The 17,587-nt window shown below is 69.4% G+C and carries 16 protein-coding genes; 10 read left to right on the top strand and 6 right to left on the bottom strand.

Translation table 11 applies throughout. From position 1 onward, the window contains the following. Positions 1 to 22 precede the first annotated feature (22 nt). Complete coding sequence (locus tag AB0H82_RS04040; protein ID WP_362988510.1) at positions 23 to 649, top strand: histidine phosphatase family protein; 627 nt, start codon at positions 23 to 25, stop codon at positions 647 to 649. Positions 650 to 676: 27 nt separating this feature from the next. On the opposite strand, the gene AB0H82_RS04035 is transcribed toward AB0H82_RS04040, so the two are convergent. The 3 genes from AB0H82_RS04035 to katG all read right to left on the bottom strand — a co-directional run bounded on the left by AB0H82_RS04035 (position 677) and on the right by katG (position 5,229). Next, positions 677 to 2,041: an FAD-dependent oxidoreductase gene (locus AB0H82_RS04035; protein ID WP_362988508.1), complete on the bottom strand. Its 1,365-nt coding sequence runs from the start codon at positions 2,039 to 2,041 to the stop codon at positions 677 to 679. 172 nt (positions 2,042 to 2,213) lie between these two features. Then, the gene (locus tag AB0H82_RS04030) at positions 2,214 to 2,843 is read right to left on the bottom strand and encodes a TOPRIM nucleotidyl transferase/hydrolase domain-containing protein (protein ID WP_362988506.1); all 630 of its coding nucleotides are present in this window, start codon (positions 2,841 to 2,843) and stop codon (positions 2,214 to 2,216) included. Positions 2,844 to 3,003: 160 nt separating this feature from the next. After that, positions 3,004 to 5,229, bottom strand: coding sequence for a catalase/peroxidase HPI (gene katG, locus AB0H82_RS04025; RefSeq protein WP_362988504.1), 2,226 nt, complete (start codon positions 5,227 to 5,229; stop codon positions 3,004 to 3,006). A 295-nt stretch (positions 5,230 to 5,524) separates the two neighbouring features. Between katG and AB0H82_RS04020 the strand changes: the two genes are divergently transcribed. Then, positions 5,525 to 5,941: a transcriptional repressor gene (locus AB0H82_RS04020; protein ID WP_362988502.1), complete on the top strand. Its 417-nt coding sequence runs from the start codon at positions 5,525 to 5,527 to the stop codon at positions 5,939 to 5,941. A gap of 19 nt (positions 5,942 to 5,960) precedes the next feature. On the opposite strand, the gene AB0H82_RS04015 is transcribed toward AB0H82_RS04020, so the two are convergent. Then, the gene (locus AB0H82_RS04015; RefSeq protein ID WP_362988500.1) at positions 5,961 to 7,115 is read right to left on the bottom strand and encodes an acyl-CoA dehydrogenase family protein; all 1,155 of its coding nucleotides are present in this window, start codon (positions 7,113 to 7,115) and stop codon (positions 5,961 to 5,963) included. A gap of 414 nt (positions 7,116 to 7,529) precedes the next feature. Between AB0H82_RS04015 and AB0H82_RS04010 the strand changes: the two genes are divergently transcribed. The 5 genes from AB0H82_RS04010 (at position 7,530) to AB0H82_RS03990 (ending at position 13,491) form a co-directional block, all read left to right on the top strand. Then, entirely contained in the window at positions 7,530 to 8,579 is a 1,050-nt protein-coding gene (locus AB0H82_RS04010) for a cytochrome P450 (protein ID WP_362988498.1), read from the top strand. A 99-nt stretch (positions 8,580 to 8,678) separates the two neighbouring features. Next, a complete protein-coding gene (locus AB0H82_RS04005) occupies positions 8,679 to 9,746 on the top strand; it encodes a polyprenyl synthetase family protein (RefSeq protein WP_362988496.1) in 1,068 nt (355 codons plus the stop codon). Next, complete coding sequence (locus AB0H82_RS04000) at positions 9,743 to 10,678, top strand: terpene synthase family protein (protein WP_362988494.1); 936 nt, start codon at positions 9,743 to 9,745, stop codon at positions 10,676 to 10,678. Before AB0H82_RS04005 ends, AB0H82_RS04000 begins: the two co-directional genes overlap by 4 nt. Positions 10,679 to 10,688: 10 nt before the next feature. Beyond that, a complete protein-coding gene (locus tag AB0H82_RS03995; RefSeq protein ID WP_362988492.1) occupies positions 10,689 to 12,080 on the top strand; it encodes a cytochrome P450 in 1,392 nt (463 codons plus the stop codon). A 55-nt stretch (positions 12,081 to 12,135) separates the two neighbouring features. Further along, complete coding sequence (locus AB0H82_RS03990; protein ID WP_362988490.1) at positions 12,136 to 13,491, top strand: cytochrome P450; 1,356 nt, start codon at positions 12,136 to 12,138, stop codon at positions 13,489 to 13,491. Positions 13,492 to 13,537: 46 nt separating this feature from the next. Here the strand turns inward: AB0H82_RS03990 and AB0H82_RS03985 are convergent, their stop codons facing one another. Beyond that, entirely contained in the window at positions 13,538 to 14,725 is a 1,188-nt protein-coding gene (locus AB0H82_RS03985; RefSeq protein ID WP_362988488.1) for a cytochrome P450, read from the bottom strand. 132 nt (positions 14,726 to 14,857) lie between these two features. On the opposite strand from AB0H82_RS03985, the gene AB0H82_RS03980 reads away from it, so the two are divergent. Then, complete coding sequence (locus tag AB0H82_RS03980) at positions 14,858 to 15,565, top strand: helix-turn-helix domain-containing protein (RefSeq protein WP_362988486.1); 708 nt, start codon at positions 14,858 to 14,860, stop codon at positions 15,563 to 15,565. Further along, positions 15,562 to 16,842 (top strand): condensation domain-containing protein, encoded by a 1,281-nt coding sequence (locus AB0H82_RS03975; RefSeq protein ID WP_362988484.1) that lies wholly within the window; start codon positions 15,562 to 15,564, stop codon positions 16,840 to 16,842. The genes AB0H82_RS03980 and AB0H82_RS03975 overlap by 4 nt, the downstream gene beginning before the upstream one ends. 38 nt (positions 16,843 to 16,880) lie before the next feature. Here AB0H82_RS03975 and AB0H82_RS03970 read toward each other — a convergent pair whose 3' ends face one another. Beyond that, entirely contained in the window at positions 16,881 to 17,303 is a 423-nt protein-coding gene (locus AB0H82_RS03970; protein WP_362988482.1) for a secondary thiamine-phosphate synthase enzyme YjbQ, read from the bottom strand. Between the two features lie 102 nt (positions 17,304 to 17,405). Here AB0H82_RS03970 and AB0H82_RS03965 point away from each other — a divergent pair, with 102 nt between their 5' ends. Then, positions 17,406 to 17,489, top strand: a complete 84-nt coding sequence (locus AB0H82_RS03965) for a putative leader peptide (protein WP_355809829.1) — start codon at positions 17,406 to 17,408, stop codon at positions 17,487 to 17,489. Positions 17,490 to 17,587: the final 98 nt, after the last annotated feature.

Genomic DNA, 17,587 nt, shown 5'->3' with positions numbered 1-17,587 from the left:
CTCGACGGAAAGGCTGGAACTGATGCGGAGCATGTACGTCGTCGCCCACCCGGAGGCGACCCACCATGTCGAGAAGGTGGTCGGCGGGTGGCACGACTCGCACCTCACGGCGGCGGGCCGGCGCGCGGCGGCAGCCATCGCGCGGGCGCTGCGGGCGGAGATCCCGGACGGCACGGAGGTCGAGGTGGTCTCGTCCGACCTGTGGCGGGCCCGGGAGACGGCGGACGAGATCGCCGGAGTGTTCGGCGTGACGCCGGTCCTCGACCGCAGACTGCGGGAGAAGTCCTACGGAGAGGCGGAGGGCCGCCCGCAGGAGTGGCTGGACCGGCGCTTCGTCCCGCCGCCGGCCGACGGCGACCGGATGGGCCACCACGAGGGCGTGCGGGGCGCCGAGACCAGAGGGGAGTGCGCGCGGCGCGTCCACGCCGCCATGGACGACCTTGTGGCGCGCCCCCGCACCCACCAGATCGTCGTGACGCACGGTTTCGCCCTGACGTTCGTCGTGACGGCCTGGATCAAAATGCCGTACGAGTCACTGGGCTCGGTCAGTTTCCGGGCGCCTTCGGGCAGCATCACCGAGCTGCGTGAGGACGACTTCTTCCACAACCGGCAGGTCGTCAGGCTCGGCGCCACGGGGCACCTCGGCTGACGACCTGCGTCGGTGGTCCAACGGGCCTTACGCGCCGCTCGCCTTGAGCATGTCCTCACGCTCGACGATCTTCACGCGGTCGCGGCCGTGCGGCTCGCCCAGCGCCTTCTCGGCGGCGTCGAGGCGGTACCAGCCGTCCCACGTCGTGAAGCGGACGTTCCGCTCGCCGAGGAAGGCGTCGACGGCCTCGGGGTCGGGCGAGGCCGGGGTGTGCAGCCGGCCGTTCTCGCGGTCGTCGAGGAGGCTGGCGACCGTTTCGTTGGCGTCGCCCTTGGTGTGGCCGATGAGGCCGACGGGGCCGCGCCGGATCCACCCGGTGACGTACGTCGACTGAAGGTGCTCGCCCGACTCCTCGATCACGCGGCCCGCCACGTCCGGGACGGTGCCCGTCGCGACGTCCCAGGGCAGCTTGGGCAGTTCGTCGGAGAGGTAGCCGACGGCGCGGTAGACCGCGCCGAGGTCCCAGTCCTTGAACTCGCCGGTGCCCTTGACGTTGCCGGTGCCGTCGAGGGCGGTGCGCTCGGTGCGCAGGCCGACGACCTTGCCGTCCTCGCCGAGGATCTCGACCGGCGACTCGAAGAAGTGCAGGAACAATTTGTGCGGGCGGTCGCCGACGTCGCGGATGGCCCAGTTCTCCAGGGTCTTGGCGACCATGTCGGCCTGCTTGTTGCCGCGCCGGGTCGCGATCGACCCGTCGTCGTAGTCGATGTCCTCGGGGTCGACGATGACCTCGATGTTCGGGGAGTGGTCGAGCTCCCGCAGCTCCATGGGGCTGAACTTCGCCTGGGCGGGGCCGCGGCGGCCGAAGACGTGGACCTCCAGCGCCTTGTTGGCCTTGAGGCCGTCGTACACGTTCGCCGGGATCTCGGTGGGCAGCAGTTCGTCGGCGGTCTTGGCGAGGATGCGGGCCACGTCGAGCGCGACGTTGCCGACGCCCAGGACGGCGACCTTCTCGGCGTCCAGCGGCCACGTCCGCGGCACGTCGGGGTGTCCGTCGTACCAGGAGACGAAGTCGGCGGCGCCGTGCGACCCTTCGAGGTCGATGCCGGGTATGCCGAGCGCGCGGTCGGCCGTCGCACCCGTGGAGAAGATCACCGCGTCGTAGAACGTGCGCAGGTCGTCCAGGCTGATGTCGCGCGGGTAGTCGACGTTGCCGAAGAGGCGGATCTGGGGCTTGTCGAGCACCTGGTGCAGGGCCGTGATGATGCCCTTGATGCGCGGGTGGTCGGGGGCGACGCCGTAGCGGATCAGGCCGAAGGGGGCCGGCATCCGCTCGAAGAGGTCGATCGACACACCCGGCTCGACCGCCACTGCGGACTTGAGCAGCGCGTCGGCGGCGTAGATTCCGGCGGGGCCGGCTCCGACAATGGCTACCCGCAGAGGGCGAGGCATGTTGAGGTTCCCTTCGAGCGGTGATGGAGTGACTCAAGGGAAAGCCTAAGCTAAGGCAAGCCTAAGTAAGTAGGCGGGTCTGCTTTATGACCCCATAAGGCTGCCTTATGAGCCACATCGGCCTCACCGGACCCCATCGCCGACGCTCATGCCGGTCATGCCGGTGATGCGGTCACAGGCTCGCGAGGAGGTCGTCGAGCGGGGCCGGGGTCCGGTCGGAGGGCAGGGCCGCCACCAGGAGGTGACCGTAACGGATCTTGCGCCCCTTCTTCGTGCCGAGGAAGCGCCGCAGCTGCTGGTGCCGGGGCCTTCCCTGATGGGCGGGCTGGCGCTGGAGGGTCTGCCAGGCGCGCAGGTCGCCCTCCGCCCGGACGATCTCCTCGACCCCCGCCGTGCCCAGCGCGCGGATGAGCTCGTCCTCCAGGTCGGCCGCGCACACGAAGACGCCCCGGCGCGACGCGCCCGCCCGCTCCAGGCCCCGGTCGTAGAAGCCCTGCTCGCGCTCGTCGCACAGCCCGGTCAGGCGCAGGCCGAGGCCGGGCGGGCCGAGCAGACCGGCGTAGCGTCCGACGCTCATCGCCCCGCCCATCGGGACGACGCACACACCCTCGGCGGCCAGGTCCCTGCCGCGCCGCGCGGCCAGCGCCTCGACGGCGGCGAGGTCGCTCGGCCCCTCCAGCAGGACGGCTGTCGTCAGCCCGAGCTGCCCGGCCAGCGACCTCGCTTGCCCGGCCGGCTCCCCCACGGGCCCACCGGCCGCCCACCGACTCACCGCGTCCCGGAAGGCCCACATGTCCGCCATGCGACGAGTCTGCACTCCCGCCCCCGGTCACGGCACTGCATTTTGTGTCCGTGACCACGCCCATGGCCCTCCCTGATCTCCGCGCGGTGGGCAGCGGAGCACGTGAGGGCCCCCGGGCCCGGGCCGGCCCGTGCGGGTCGGCCCGGACGCCGGGTCCGGATCAGACGAGGTCGAACCGGTCGAGGTTCATGACCTTCACCCACGCAGCGACGAAGTCGTGCACGAACTTCTCCTTCGCGTCGTCGCTCGCGTACACCTCGGCGAGCGCGCGCAGTTCGGAGTTGGACCCGAAGACCAGGTCGGCACGGGTGCCGGTCCACTTGACCGCGCCCGAGGCGTCGCGCCCCTCGAACGTGTCCTGGGCCTCCGACGTCGACTTCCACTGCGTACCCAGGTCGAGCAGGTTGACGAAGAAGTCGTTGGTCAGGGTCCCGGGCCGCGTGGTGAGGACGCCGTGGCCGGACCCCTGGTGGTTCGCGCCCAGCACGCGCAGGCCGCCGACGAGGACCGTCATCTCCGGGGCGCTCAGCGTGAGCAGGTTGGCCTTGTCGACGAGCAGGAACTCGGCCGGCAGGCGGTTGCCCTTGCCGACGTAGTTGCGGAATCCGTCGGCGGGCGGCTCGATCGCGGCGAACGACTCCACGTCGGTCTGCTCCTGCGTCGCGTCGACGCGGCCCGGTGTGAAGGGCACCTCGACGTCGCAGCCGGCGTCCTTGGCGGCCTGCTCGACGGCCGCGCTGCCGGCCAGCACGATCAGGTCGGCGAGCGAGACCTGCTTGCCGTCGGTGCGGTCCGCGTTGAAGGACTCCTGGATGCCCTCCAGGGTGCGGAGGACCGACGCGAGCTCGTCCGGGTCGTTGACCTCCCAGTCGCGCTGCGGCTCCAGGCGGATGCGCGCGCCGTTGGCGCCGCCGCGCTTGTCGCTGCCCCGGAACGAGGAGGCCGCCGCCCATGCGGTCGACACGAGCTGGGAGACCGACAGGTCCGAGGCCAAAATCTGCGCCTTCAGCGCGGCGACGTCCTGCGCGTCGACGGTCTCGTACGTCGCCTCGGGCAGCGGGTCCTGCCACAGCAGTGTCTCGCTCGGGACCTCGGGGCCGAGGTAGCGGACGATGGGGCCCATGTCGCGGTGGGTCAGCTTGTACCAGGCCCGCGCGAAGGCGTCCGCGAACGCGGCGGGATCGTCCTTGAAGCGGCGCGAGATCGGCTCGTAGACCGGGTCGAAGCGGAGGGACAGGTCGGTCGTCAGCATCGTCGGGGCGTGCGTCTTCGACGCGTCGAAGGGGTCGGGGACGGTGCCCGCGCCCGCGCCGCCCTTCGGCCGCCACTGGTGGGCGCCCGCGGGGCTCTTGAAGAGCTCCCACTCGTACCCGAAGAGGATCTCGAAGAAGCTGTTGTCCCACGTCGTGGGGGTGTCGGTCCAGATGCCCTCCAGACCGCTGGTGATGGCGTCGGCGCCCACGCCGGTGCCGTGCGTGCTCTTCCAGCCGAGGCCCATCTGCTCCATCGGGGCGGCCTCGGGGTCGTCGCCGACCGCGTCGGCCGGTCCTGCGCCGTGGGTCTTGCCGAAGGTGTGCCCGCCCGCGATCAGGGCGACCGTCTCCTCGTCGTTCATCGCCATGCGGCGGAACGTCTCCCGGATGTCGCGGGCCGCCGCGATCGGGTCCGGATTGCCGTTGGGACCTTCGGGGTTGACGTAGATGAGGCCCATCTGGACCGCGCCGAGCGGGTTCTCCAGCTCGCGGTCGCCGGTGTAGCGCTCGTCGCCGAGCCAGGTGGTCTCGGGGCCCCAGTAGACGTCCTCGTCGGGCTCCCACACGTCGGCGCGGCCGCCGCCGAAGCCGAAGGTCTCGAAGCCCATCGTCTCCAGGGCGACGTTGCCGGTGAGGATCAGGAGGTCGGCCCACGAAAGGGACTGGCCGTACTTCTTCTTGACCGGCCACAGCAGCCGGCGGGCCTTGTCGAGGCTGGCGTTGTCCGGCCAGCTGTTGAGCGGGGCGAACCGCTGCTGGCCCGCGCCGGCGCCGCCGCGGCCGTCACTGATCCGGTAGGTGCCCGCGCTGTGCCACGCCATGCGGATCATGAACGGGCCGTAGTTGCCGAAGTCGGCGGGCCACCAGTCCTGCGAGGTCGTCAGCACCTCGGCGATGTCCCGCTTCACCGCGGGCAGGTCGAGGGACTTGAACGCCTCGGCGTAGTCGAACTCCTCGCCGAGCGGGTTGGCCACGGCGGGGTTCTTGGCGAGGATCTTCAGATTGAGGCGCTCCGGCCACCACTGCCGGTTCCCGCCTCCCTGCGTCGGGTGCGGCGCGCGGTGCGCGACGGGGCAGCCGCCCGCCTCCTCCGGTTTGGGGTCGGTGACGATCGCGTCGTGGTTCTCGGTCATGGGAATCCTTCCGGAGAGGGCGGATCGCGGTGCTCACGAGCGGAGGGTGGTGGAGCGGGCGCACGCACGGGCCGGAAGGCGCCCCGGATGTGGTGAAGTCCCGTGTTGTTGCCTGCCGTTGCCCGGTCCCTTGGCTGTCAGCCGGATCCGATCCTACGATGGACGAAATCCAAGTCAATACGGAAGACAGGCGCACGCGGATTCATTCGTACGCGCCAGGCATGACCGGGCGCGGGCCAGGTACGGGCCAAGGGACGGACGAGGCACCGACTATGCACAGTGAGGGCTGGTGGTCATGAGTGACCTGCTCCAACGGCTTCGCGGACGCGGCTGGCGGCTGACCGCCCAGCGCCGCGTGGTCGCCGAGGTGCTCGACGGCGAACACGTCCACCTGACCGCCGACGAGGTGCTCGCCCGGGCGACCGCCCGCCTGCCGGAGATCTCCCGCGCCACGGTCTACAACACGCTCGGCGAACTCGTCTCCCTAGGCGAGGTGGTCGAGGTCACCACGGACGGCCGCGCCAAGCGGTACGACCCGAACGCCCACCGCCCCCACCAGCACCTGGTGTGCTCGGGCTGCGGCACCATCCGCGACGTCCACCCCGTCGGCGACTTCCTGGCCGAGCTGCCGCCCGGCGAGCGCTACGGCTTCAGCGTCGCCACGGCCGAGGTGACCTTCCGGGGCCGGTGCCCGGACTGCGCCCGCACCTGACCGGCCGCCCCTCACGGAGTCACAGGCCCATCGATTTGGCGACGATCGTGCGCATGATCTCGTTGGTGCCGCCGAAGATCTGGCTGGCGCGGATGTCGGCGTACAGGCGGGCGATGGGGTACTCCGTCGTGTACCCGTAACCGCCGTGCAGTTGAAGGCAGGCATCGACGATCCGGGCAGCGGCGGGCGCGCAGTACAGCTTGGCGGACGCGGCCTCTTCCGCGGTCAGCTGTCCGGCGTCGAAGGCCTCAAGCGCCCGGTCCACGACCGCTTGGAGCGCGTCCACTCGCGCCTTGCAGTCGGCGAGGGTGAACTTGGTGTTCTGGAAGGCCGCCACCGGCTTGCCGAACGCGGTGCGCTCCTGAACGTACTCGGTGGCGAACCGCACCGCCGCGGCGGCGTGCGCGTACGAGCCGACGGCGATCCCCAGCCGCTCCTGAGGGAAGATGTCCGCCAAGCAGGCGAAGGCCTTTCCCTGCTCACCGACCACATCGGTGACCGGGACGCGCACGTCGGTGAAGGTCATCTCGACGATGTCGGAGGAGCGCAGGCCGATCGTGGCCTGTTCGGCGCTGACCGTGACACCCGGGGCGTGAGCGTCCACGGCGATCAGCGAGAGCCCGCCACGTCGGTCGTCCTGCTCCGAACCGGGGGTGCGGCAGGTGACCAGGACCAGGTCCGCCTGGGCGCCACCCGAGACGAACGCCTTGACTCCGTTGAGCACAAGGTGCTTGCCGTCGGCGGAGGGCTCGGCAGTCGTCTGTATGCCGGCGACGTCGGAGCCGGCCCCCGGCTCGGTGATCGCGATGGCCGTCATCAGCTCGCCCGAGACGAATCCGGGCAGCCACCGCCGCTTCTGCTCCTCGGTCGTGTACTTCACAAACGTCGCCGGAAGCGCCAGATGGGCACTGGCGCCACCGAAGGTCACACCCGCCCGGGCACACTCCTCGGCGATGACCGCGTTGAACCTGAAGCCCGTCTCTCCCGCGCCACCGTACTCCTCCGGAATACCGAGACCCAGGATGCCGAGCTTGCCCAACTTTCGGTAAAATTCACGGGGCACGCATCCCGCGCTTTCCCACTCGCCGTAGACCGGTACGACTTCCGTCGCGATGAACTCCCGCAGGACCGACCGGAACGCCTCGTGGTCCTCGTCAAAAACAGTTCGCTGCATCGTGGTGTCCCCCTGTGGTGCAAGACGGCGTTTTCGTCGAACACGCCGAACCTAGGACGCGATTGAGGATCTGTCTAGCGCGGGATGCAGCGGGGCAGTTCGTACGCAACGCCGCAGTCGGCGGCGTCGGCGGAACCTGAAACTCCTTGTGGTCGCAGGTTGTTGTGTGCTTAGTATCTGATCGTCGGGGTCGGCGCCGGTACGGCGGACGCCCCGACGCTGCACTGCCGCTATCAGGGGGAGATAGAGATGGATTCCTTAACGCGCGACGTGCTGTTCAATGCACGGGATCCGCGCCTGCAGAGCGACCCCTATCCACTCTACAAGCGCGTGCGCGAAGTGGAGCCGATACACCTTACGCCCTACGGACATTGGGTCATTTCCGGATATGACGAAGCCTCTTCCGTCATCCGCGTGAATCGGCTCAGCAGCGAGTATCCGAAGGACCCCAGGTGGTCCGAGCAGCGGGGCGGCCGGAACAGTCCGATCGTCGAGGCCACGCGCAGTTGGATGCTCATGAGGGACGGCACGGCACATCGCCGGCTGCGCGGCCTCGCCAACCCGGTCTTCACGGCCAAGGCCATTCGGGAGATGGCTCCGCGCGTCACCGGCATCGTGCACCGGATCATGGATGAGATGGGCAGCGGCCACGACATCGACCTCATCGGCCGACTGGCCTGCCAGGTCCCGGTGACCGTCTTCTGCGGGCTCGGCGGCCTGCCCGTGGAGGACCGCGATCTCTGCCGCAAGTGGACCGACGCGCTCGGCCATGTCATCGACCCGTCGGTGGACGAGACGACGCGCCGCGCGATGAACGACGCGGCCGCGGAGTTCGGTGACTACATCGCCGAACACCTGGCGAGGCGGCGGGCGAACCCGCAGGACGACCTCCTCTCCCGCCTGCTTCTCGCCGAGTTCGACGGTGAGAGGCTGAGCGACGGCGAGATCATCGCCAACGTCATGATGTTCTTCATGGGCGGCCACGAGACCACGGTCAATCTGATCGGCAACGGCATGCTCGGCCTGCTGCGCCACCCCGACCAGCTGCGCGCCCTGCGCGAGGACCCCGGTCTGATCGATGACGGGATCGACGAGCTCCTGCGGTACGACGCGCCCATCCAGCTCGTGGCACGCATCGCCACCGAGGACATCCAGGTCGGCGACAGAACCATCCCGGCCGGAGCGAAGGTGATGATCCTGCTGGGGGCCGCGAACCGGGATCCACGCCGCTACACCGACCCCGACCGCCTGGATCTGCGCCGCCCGGACGTACGCCCTCTGTCCTTCGGCGGTGGGCCCCATTACTGCATCGGGGCCCTGCTGGCGAAATCCGAAGCCCGCCTGGTCTTCTCGGAACTGGTCCGCAGATACCGCGACATCACTTTGTCGCACGAGGACGTCGTATGGCGCCCTCAGGTCAACATCCGCGGTCTCAGCGAACTCCGCGTGGACCTCATGTCCTGACGTCGGCTGCTCACCGTACGTCCATTTTCAGGCCCTTGAGGCCTCGCCGCGGTGTGCCCGCGGAGCCGAAAGGGCCGCACGAGGGGATGAACAACGAACATGAGGACGCAGATCGCGGCTCCTGAGAATTTCGAGGCCGAGGTGGTGATAAAAGCCGTCGACGTCACCCTGGAAGGTTTCCTGGAGAGCAAGAAGAACGTCGCAGAGCAATCGGGTATGGGCCACTTGCTCAAACTCTTTGCCGAGTTCCTGGCGGACGGGAAACGCATTCGTCCCGTACTGACCGTACTGGGGTGGCAAGCAGCCGGCGGATATGAGGACAGCGACAGTGTCGTGCGTGTCGCCGCAGCACTGGAAATGTTCCATGCGTTCGCCCTCATTCACGACGACATCATGGACGAGAGCGACATCCGACGAGGCCGCCCCACTCTCCACCGGGCATTGGCGGAAGAGGAGGGACCGGACCGGTCAGAACATTTCGGGGTCAGCGCCGCGCTCCTCCTGGGGGACCTCGCCTTCACATGGTCCGACGAACTCCTGCACACGGCGGATCTCACCCCGCGGCAATTCAGGGCGGTGCTTCCATTGGTGACCGAAATGCGCAGCGAGGTGATGTTCGGTCAGTACCTGGATCTGCGGGCCACCGGTGAGCTGACGGACGACGTCGACGCCACGATGACAGTGAACCGCTACAAGACCGCCAAGTACACCGTCGAGCGCCCGCTGCACATAGGCGCGGCGCTCGCGGGCGCCGGCCCCGAGGTGATGGACGCATACAGCGCCTATGCCATTCCCCTCGGCGAGGCGTTCCAGCTCCGCGACGATCTGCTCGGTGTGTACGGGGACGTCGGGGACACCGGCAAGTCTCGCCTGGACGACCTGCGCGCGGGCAAGAACACCACCCTTGTCGCGCTCGCCCTGCGCGCCTGTGACGCGGCACGGGCCGCCCGTCTGCGCGCGCTGATCGGCGATCCCAATCTTGAGGAGGCCGGCGCGGCGGAGGTGCGCGATGTGTTCGCGGCCACCGGCGCCCGGGAGGCCGTCGAGCACATGATCGACGATCGCTACCGACAGGCCCTGCAAGCGCTGGACGCGGCCCCGTTCGCGGCCGGGGCCACCACCGCTCTGAAACATCTCGCCCGTACAGCCACCAGGAGGAACTCATGACCACGGACCTCACCGAATCCGCCCCCCTCGACGCGGCCTCGCCCGCGGTCCCGCCGGGGATGACGCGTTACTGGCAGGAGTGCACCGACCGGTTCACTGAGCTGTTCGCCCGGCACGTGGGGTACGAGGCGCAGAAAGTACCGATGTCGGAGACCGAACTGCGGGAAGTCATCGACGCCTGCAACCGGGCGGTGGCACCGCTGGGCGCGGTGGTCTCCGACAAGCGCTGGGTCTCGTACATGGACGTGGTGCGGTGGTCCCAGAGTGCGCGCAACATCAAGGACATGGAGGCGTTCAAGGCCGTCTGCATACTCAACTGCGTGACGTTCGTATGGGACGACATGGACCCCCGGCTGCACGACTTCGACGTCTTCCTGCCCCAGTTGCGCGCCGTGTGCGAGCGGTATTACGCGCCGGATGACGCGGCGTTCGCGTACGAGGGAGCCCGTGCCTTCGTCACGAGCGATCACATGTTCCGTGACTCTCCGATAAAGAAGGCGCTCTGCACCACCTCGCCCGAACAGTACTTCCGTTTTCGGGTCACGGACGTCGGCGTGGACTTCTGGATGAAGATGTCCTACCCGATCTACGGACAGCCGGAGTTCACCGAGCACGCCAAGACAGGCCTCGCCGCACGCATGACCACCCGCGGCCTGGCCATCGTCAACGATTTCTACTCCTACGACCGGGAAGCGGCGCTGGGGCAGATCACCAACTGCTTCCGGTTGTGCGACGTGACGGACGAGACCGCCTTCCGGGACTTCTTCCGTGCCCGCCTTGACGACATGACCGAGGACTTGACCTGCATCGCGGCGTTCGACGAGACCACCCGTGACATCCTGTTCGACCTCGTTCAGGGCAACTTCGTCTGGACCACCCGCGACCGGCGCTACCAGGCCGCCGTGAACGACGTCAACGCCCGCATCCAGTGAGGGGACGGTCATGACCTCCGCCAATCCGTCACCCTCCGCCTCCCCACCGGCGAGACCGGTTCCGGACCGTGCCTGGCGGTTCGGCACCGCCCCCGGCGGTCTCCCCCTGCTCGGACACGTGCTGTCCCTGTGGCGCCGACCGCTGGACTTCCTGGCCTCGCTGCCCGCCCACGGGGACCTGGTCGAGGTACGGCTCGGCCCCCGGCGCGCCTATCTCGCCGCCCACCCCGAGCTGGTCCGGCACGTACTGCTGCAGCCTCGCGTCTTCGACAAGGGCGGTGTGTTCGACAAGGCACGTCAACTGCTGGGCAACAGCCTGTCGGTGTCCCGCGGGGAGGAGCACCGCTTCCAGCGGCGCCTCATACAGCCGGCGTTCCACTCGGCGAAGATCGCCGAGTACACCACGGCCGTTGCCGACGACACCCGCACGGTCACCGATGCCTGGCGGCCGGGAGAGACCCGCGACATCAGTGACGCCATGCACGCGCTGCTGATGCGGGTCGCCGCACGGACCCTGTTCTCCACCGGCCTCGACGACGAGGTGGTCGAGGAGGCCCGGCAGTGCCTGCGTGTGGTCTCGCACGGCATCTACAAGCGGACGACGGCGCCTCTGGGCATCAAGGAGAAGCTGCCTACGCCCGGCAACCGCGCCTACGACCGGGCCAACGCGCGGCTGCGGCAGATCGTGGCGGAGATGATCAGCGCACGGCGCGAATCCGGTACCGAAAGCGGTGACCTGCTGTCGGTCCTGCTGCACGCGGAACACCCGGAAACCCATGAACGCCTCAAGGATCATGAGGTGTTGGACCAGGTCGTCACCTTCCTCGTCGCCGGCAGCGAGACCACCGCCTCCACCCTGGCCTTCGTCTTCCACCTGCTGGGCACATTGCCCGCTGTGGAAGCCAGGGTGCACGCGGAGGTCGACGAGGCGCTCGGCGGCCGCACCCCCACCTACGAGGACCTGTCCGCACTGCCGTACACGCGCAACGTCATCACGGAGTCCCTGCGCCTGTACCCGCCCTCTTGGATGGCGATGAGGGTGGCGGCTCAGGACGTCGACTTCGGCGGGCGCACCGTCCCCGCCGGCACGATGATCCTCTACAGCGCGTACGCACTCCACCGCAACCCGGACCTCTTCCCCGACCCCGACACCTTCGACCCCGGGCGCTGGGAGGCGGATCGGGCCCGGCAGGTCCCCCGTGGTGCTCTGCTGCCGTTCGGCGCGGGAAGTCACAAGTGCATCGGTGATGTGCTGGCGCTGACCGAGACCGCCCTGATCGTCGCGACCATCGCCGCGCGCTGGCGGCTCCGGCCGGCACCCGGGACGCAGTTGCGGCCGGAGCCCAAGGCCACCCTGGAGGCCGGTCCCCTGCCGATGGTCTGCGAGCGCCGCCGACCGTGACTCCTCCGGTAGACGTCCTGCTCCACTCACCCTGCCACCGAAGGACACCCGACGCATGACTACCACTGCCGACACCGCCGAGCGCGCCTGGCGAGTGGCCGCGGCACCCCGCCGACTCCCGCTGGTGGGCCACGCGCTGAGCATGGGGCGCCGCCCGCTGGAGTTCCTCGGCTCCCTGCCCGAGCTCGGGGACCTGGTCGAACTGCGGATCGGCAGCAGGCCCGCCTTCCTGCCCTGTCACCCCGAGCTGGTGCAGCGGGTCCTGCTGAACGCACGGGTCTACGACACCGGAGGCCCGGTGAAGGAGAAGGCCCGCCCGATCCTGGGCAACGGGCTGATCACGTCCGACTGGTCCGACCACCGTCGGCAGCGGCGCCTGGTGCAGCCTGCCTTCCACAAGGCACGTATCGCCGCCTACGCCGAGGTCATGCAGGAGGAGTGCGCGGCGCACGCCGCGTCCTGGGAAGCCGGGCAGCCGGTCGACGTCAGCGACGCGATGCAGGGACTGACCGCCCGGGTGACGGCTCGCGCGCTGTTCTCCACGGAGATGGCCCCGGACGCGGTCGTCGAGATCCAGCGCAGCCTGCCCGTGATGGTACGGGGCGCCTACCGCAGAGCGGTGGACCCCACAGGGCTGCTCGCCCGGCTGCCGCTGGCCGCCAACCGTGAGTTCGACCGTGCGCTCGGCCGACTGCACGCACTCATCGACGGCATCATCAGCGGTTACCGGCAGGCCGCGGAGGACCGGGGCGACCTGCTGTCGGCGCTGCTGAACGCACGTGACGAGGACGGGAGCCGATTGTCGGACCAAGAGGTCCATGATCAGGTGATGACCCTGCTGCTGGCCGGAGTGGAGACCACGGCTTCCGCGCTCACGTGGGCCTGGCATCTGCTGGCCGGACATCCCGAGGTGGCCGCGCGGCTGCACGCGGAGGTCGATGAGGTGTTGGACGGCCGGACGCCCACGTATGCCGACATACCGCGGCTCAAGTACACCCAGCGGGTTTTCACGGAGACACTGCGGCTGTATCCACCTGCGTGGATGTTCACCCGGGCGGTCACCGAGGACACCGAACTCGGCGGGCACCGGCTGCCCGCCGGGACCGACGTGCTGATCAGCCCGTACGTCATTCACCGCACCCCGGGGCTCTTCGCCGACCCGGAAACGTTCGAACCCGACCGGTGGCTGCCCGAGCGCGCGGCGGAAGTGGCCCGCGGCGCCTACCTGCCGTTCGGCGCCGGCAGTCGCAAGTGCATCGGGGACGTCTTCGGGATGACGGAGGCGACACTGGCGCTGGCTGCCCTGGCCTCCCGCTGGCGGTTGCTGCCCATGCCCGGCCACGAGGTCCGTGCCCACGCCGGAATGAGCTTGACGACCGGGCCGCTGCCGATGATCCCCGAGCCACGCTGACGGCCGGCCGCCGCCCCGGGCGCACTCGGCCCGGGGCGGCGGACTGTCAGCCGAAGGCGACCGGCAGCTGGTGCAGACCGCGCAGCATCAGGCTGGGGCGCCAGGCGAGCTCGGCCGGGTCGGTGTCCAAGGCCAGGCCCGGGCACCGTTCCAGGAGCGTGCGGAAGGCGATGGCGCCCTGCATCCGGGCCAGCGGGGCGCCCAGGCAGTGATGGATGCCGTAGCCGAACGCCAAGTGGCCGCGGGCTTCGCGGCGGATGTCGAAGCGGTCGGGCTCGGCGAACCTCTCGGGAGCCCGGGACGCGGCCCCCAGGACGACGGCCACGGACTCGCCGCGTGCGAGCGTCCGGCCGCCGAGGTCCATCGTCTCCTTGACGTAGCGGAAGGCCGTTGTCTCCACGGGTCCTTCGTAGCGGAGCATTTCCTCCACCGCGTTGGTCAGCAACGACCAGTCTGCGCGCAATGCCGTCAACTGGTCGGGGTGGCGCAGCAGTGCGAAGGTGCCGCTGGAGATCAGGTTGGCCGCTGTCTCATAACCGGCCACCAACAACAGGAAGGCCATGCCCAGCATTTCCTCGGTGGACAGGCGATCCTCCTTGTCGGCCATGTTCCGGGCCAGAGCGCTCAGCAGGTCGTCCTCCGGCGTGCGCTGCTTGGCGGCTATGAGGTCGGCGAGGTATCCGGTCATCGCCTGCGCCGCGGCCGCTGCCGCCTCGGGCCGGGAGAAGTCTGTGCTTTCCAAGTACCAGTCATGGAAGGCCTTGCGGTCGGTGACCGGCACACCGAGGAGCTCGCAGATCACCGCCAGGGGCAGCGGCAACGCGAATGCCTCGACCAGGTCCGCCCGACCCATCGGCAGCATGGCGTCCACGAGTTCGTCGGCGATCTGCTGGATCCTCGGGCGGAGCGCCTCGATTCGCCGGGTGGTGAACTCCCGGGCGACCAGCTTGCGCAACCGGGTGTGCTGCGGCGGGTCGGTCTGCACCATGTTCAGGCCGATGGAGTTGCCGCCGTCGTCCGACCAACCGGTCGAATGCCGGATGTCGTTGGACAACCGGAGGTTGGTGAGCGCCGCACGTGCCTCCTGGTATCCGACAACCAGCCAGAACTCTCCGGAGGCGACCGTGCGAACCCGATGCACGGCTCCTTGGGAACGAAGACGTGCGTACACCGGATGCGGGTCGTCGACGAAACTCTGGCCGAGCGCTGACAGGTCCTCAAAAGGTGCTTCCACTATGGCAGTTCCTCGTGGTCGTACAGCCCGGTGCCGGTAGCGGCAACGAGGCCGGGAAGATCCCCGGTCGCATCCGTCGCGACCCTAACAACGAAGCGGGGAGCAGTCCACGGTTGGTGTTAAGGTGCGGCCATGCCGAGCAGTGACGACGGTCTCGCCCCTTTGCGCAAGGATGCACGGCACAATCGTGAACTGCTGATCCAGGCCGCCCGGGAGATCTTCGCCCGGCGCGGCGTCGATGCCCCGCTGGACGACGTCGCTCGCGGGGCAGGTGTCGGTAACGCCACTCTCTACCGCCACTTCACCGGCCGCGCCGACCTGCTGGAAGCCGTCTTCCGTGACTCCCTCACCGCGCTCCTGCACACGGCGCGGCACGCCAGAGACGAACCTGACGCCTGGCAGGCCCTCACCTCCTATCTCGATCACGTCTTCGCACTGCTCGCCGCCGACCGCGGCGCCAGCGACATCATCACCACCGGCATTCAGGGCGTGCCCACCCTCGACACCTTCCGGGAGGACCACCGGCGGACTCTCGACATCCTGCTGCGCCGCAGCCGGGGCCAGGGTGCCGTCCGTGCCGACCTCACCGTCGATGAACTGCTCTTCCTGCTGGCCGCGCTCGGCCGGGCCGTGCCGGCCGCGCCCATGTCCTGGCGCCGCCATCTGACCATCCTCCTGGACGGGCTGCGGCCTCTCGCCGTCCGCCCGCTGCCCGCACCGCCGCTCGACCCGGGCCGGCCCGACGCCGAGTGCACGACATCAGCACTCCGCCACGGCCGGACACCGGCTGTCACCGATTCACCCGGACAACCCCGCACATCGGAGAAACCCATCCCATGACCAGCCAACGCCCTGTCTCGCCGTTCGAGAGCATCTATTTCGTCGAGGCCGCCGGACTACCGCTGTGTGACATGCCGGCCTACGTCGAGTCGCTGGTGGAAGGCCGGCTGCGCCCCGACCTGATGTCCCGGGCCCTCCGTCAGCTGATCGACCGTCACCCGATGCTGCGCACCGAGGTCGTGGCCGGTGACACAGGACCCCTCCTCCGCGTCCGCGACCACGTCGAACCGCCCTTGACCGTGCTGGACGGCATAGAGGACTCCTTCGCCGGGCTGATCAACTCCCGGCCCGACTGGACCGAGAGCATGCTGCATGCCTGGCTGCTCACCGACGGCCTACGCAGCCAAGTCGTTCTCGGCGTCCACCACGGACTGGCCGACGGCCGCTCCGCCTTTGCCCTGCTGGACGAGTTCTGGCGGCTCTACACCGGGCTCGCCGCCGGCGCGGATCTCGCGTCCGAGCGTCGCGAGACGTTGCCCGAGGCCATCGACAGCCGGCTGGCCGGAGCCTTTCCGGCCGACGAACTCGATGCTCTGATCGACACGCTTGTCCAGGGAGCGGACGAATTCAAGCCCGCCACCCTGCCCACGGAGGGTGTGGGCCGCGCGGACCGTGCGATCGCGGATCGGCGCTTCGTCGTCGACCGGCTGGAGTTCGACACCGCCACCACCGACGCCGTGACCGCCGCGGCGCGCGCCCGGGGCGTCACCGTCAACAGCCTGGTCACCGGTCTGGTGCTCAGCGCCGTACGCGCCCAGCTCGCACCGGAGCACGGCCCTCTCCCGATGGTCTGCGGCCACGGCGTCGATCTGCGCACCAGGCTGACCCCGCAGGTACCGCTGACTACCGTGCTCAACTGCATCACAGGGCTGCAGACTCCGCTGTCCGTCTCTCCCGAGGACCGGGTGGAGGACATCGGCCAGGAGGTGTCCGCACAGTTCGCCGACGCCCTTCGCCGACGCGCTCCGGAACGCCTCCTGCTTGCCGCGCTCCGAGCGGGCGCCCGTGGCACGGCACTGCCGGCCCCGGTCGTCAGCTACGGCATATCCAATGTCGGCCGTATCCCCGCCCACCCGGTCCCGGCCGGGACGCGCCTGCTGCGCTTCGGAGGCACCGCCAACGCTCCAGGCATGCCACCGAAGATCGGCGCCGCGAGCTTCGGCGGCCATCTGCTCGTCCAGAACGAGTACGACAGCTGGACCTATGGCACTGACCAGATGGACCGCCTGCGGGAAACCCTCCGGTCCTCCCTCGAAGCTCTGGCTCTACCACGCTGACCCGGTGGCCACCCGGGTCGCCCCAGGTCACCGCCCGGTCAGCCCAGGAAGCTCAGCCGCACCTTGCGCTCCGGATTGTCGACGTTCGTGTCGACCAGGCACACCGACTGCCACGTGCCCAACTCCAGGCTGCCGTCCACGACCGGCAGCGTCGCGTGTGGAGGGACCAGGGCGGGCAGGACGTGGTCGCGGCCGTGTCCTGGGCTGCCGTGGCGGTGCTGCCAGCGGTCGTCGGCGGGGAGCAGGGTGTGCAGCGCCGCGAGCAGGTCGTCGTCGCTGCCCGCGCCCGTCTCCAGGACGGCGATGCCCGCCGTGGCGTGCGGGACGAAGATGTTGAGGAGGCCGTCGCGGCCGCCTGCCGCCTCTCGCAGGAAGGTCTCGCAGTCGGTGGTGAGGTCGACGACCACCTCGCTCGAACCGGTGGTGACCTGCAGGACTCGGGTGGTGAATGCATCGGACATACGCCCATCTTCCCCCACGCCCTCTCCCGATCACTGATACCGGGAGTCCGCCTTTCGAGACGCCATTGACCGTGCGTGCACGATCTGGCTACGTTCTGCGGCATGTTGCGTTCAGCCCTGCTCACCACGCGCGGTCACATCGACCTGCTGCGGGTGGCCTCCTCCGCGTGTCGCCGCGGCTGCTGACGCCCTTTCACCCGCTTTCGCGTTTCTCTCCGCCGGTTCCGGACGGTAGGTGCCCGGGCCGCGCGCTGTCCGCGCATGCCCGCATGTGCGGTCTGAGC

This window comes from Streptomyces sp. NPDC050732, assembly GCF_040654255.1.
Classification (GTDB): domain Bacteria; phylum Actinomycetota; class Actinomycetes; order Streptomycetales; family Streptomycetaceae; genus Streptomyces.
The sequence above is the reverse complement of the archived record's forward strand: the minus strand, read 5'-3'. Positions and strand labels throughout refer to the sequence as shown.

What these genes read in the sequence shown, in the direction of transcription:
- AB0H82_RS04040 (WP_362988510.1), top strand. Translation starts at nt 23, where the DNA reads ATGCGGAGCATGTACGTCGTCGCCCACCCGGAGGCGACCCACCATGTC.
- AB0H82_RS04035 (WP_362988508.1), bottom strand. Translation starts at nt 2,041, where the DNA reads ATGCCTCGCCCTCTGCGGGTAGCCATTGTCGGAGCCGGCCCCGCCGGA.
- AB0H82_RS04030 (WP_362988506.1), bottom strand. Translation starts at nt 2,843, where the DNA reads ATGGCGGACATGTGGGCCTTCCGGGACGCGGTGAGTCGGTGGGCGGCC.
- katG (WP_362988504.1), bottom strand. Translation starts at nt 5,229, where the DNA reads ATGACCGAGAACCACGACGCGATCGTCACCGACCCCAAACCGGAGGAG.
- AB0H82_RS04020 (WP_362988502.1), top strand. Translation starts at nt 5,525, where the DNA reads ATGAGTGACCTGCTCCAACGGCTTCGCGGACGCGGCTGGCGGCTGACC.
- AB0H82_RS04015 (WP_362988500.1), bottom strand. Translation starts at nt 7,115, where the DNA reads ATGCAGCGAACTGTTTTTGACGAGGACCACGAGGCGTTCCGGTCGGTC.
- AB0H82_RS04005 (WP_362988496.1), top strand. Translation starts at nt 8,679, where the DNA reads ATGAGGACGCAGATCGCGGCTCCTGAGAATTTCGAGGCCGAGGTGGTG.
- AB0H82_RS04000 (WP_362988494.1), top strand. Translation starts at nt 9,743, where the DNA reads ATGACCACGGACCTCACCGAATCCGCCCCCCTCGACGCGGCCTCGCCC.
- AB0H82_RS03995 (WP_362988492.1), top strand. Translation starts at nt 10,689, where the DNA reads ATGACCTCCGCCAATCCGTCACCCTCCGCCTCCCCACCGGCGAGACCG.
- AB0H82_RS03990 (WP_362988490.1), top strand. Translation starts at nt 12,136, where the DNA reads ATGACTACCACTGCCGACACCGCCGAGCGCGCCTGGCGAGTGGCCGCG.
- AB0H82_RS03980 (WP_362988486.1), top strand. Translation starts at nt 14,858, where the DNA reads ATGCCGAGCAGTGACGACGGTCTCGCCCCTTTGCGCAAGGATGCACGG.
- AB0H82_RS03975 (WP_362988484.1), top strand. Translation starts at nt 15,562, where the DNA reads ATGACCAGCCAACGCCCTGTCTCGCCGTTCGAGAGCATCTATTTCGTC.
- AB0H82_RS03970 (WP_362988482.1), bottom strand. Translation starts at nt 17,303, where the DNA reads ATGTCCGATGCATTCACCACCCGAGTCCTGCAGGTCACCACCGGTTCG.
- AB0H82_RS03965 (WP_355809829.1), top strand. Translation starts at nt 17,406, where the DNA reads ATGTTGCGTTCAGCCCTGCTCACCACGCGCGGTCACATCGACCTGCTG.